This window comes from Marinimicrobium sp. UBA4509 (assembly GCF_002388575.1).
GTDB classification, from domain to species: Bacteria; Pseudomonadota; Gammaproteobacteria; order Pseudomonadales; family Cellvibrionaceae; genus Marinimicrobium; species Marinimicrobium koreense.
Window position 1 is genome coordinate 42,637 of record NZ_DGMV01000051.1, and the last position, 239, is coordinate 42,875.

The window sequence follows — 239 nt, forward strand, 5'->3', positions numbered from 1 at the left end:
CCGAAGGCGCATCCGCCGTCACCACCATCCCCAAGGCCACCTGCCTATACCCCGTAAATCTGCTATCATCCAGCGTTTGGCGCGGCCCGGCGCCCTGGACTATTTCAGCGCACGCAGCCTGACGTGTGCGGCGGACTTTCGGATCTTCGACTATGCGGCTTGCGGACTCAGTACTGGCAGTAAATAACGACCTTCCCATCCGGACCGACCGGCCCGTGCACAGCGGCAAGGTCCGCTCG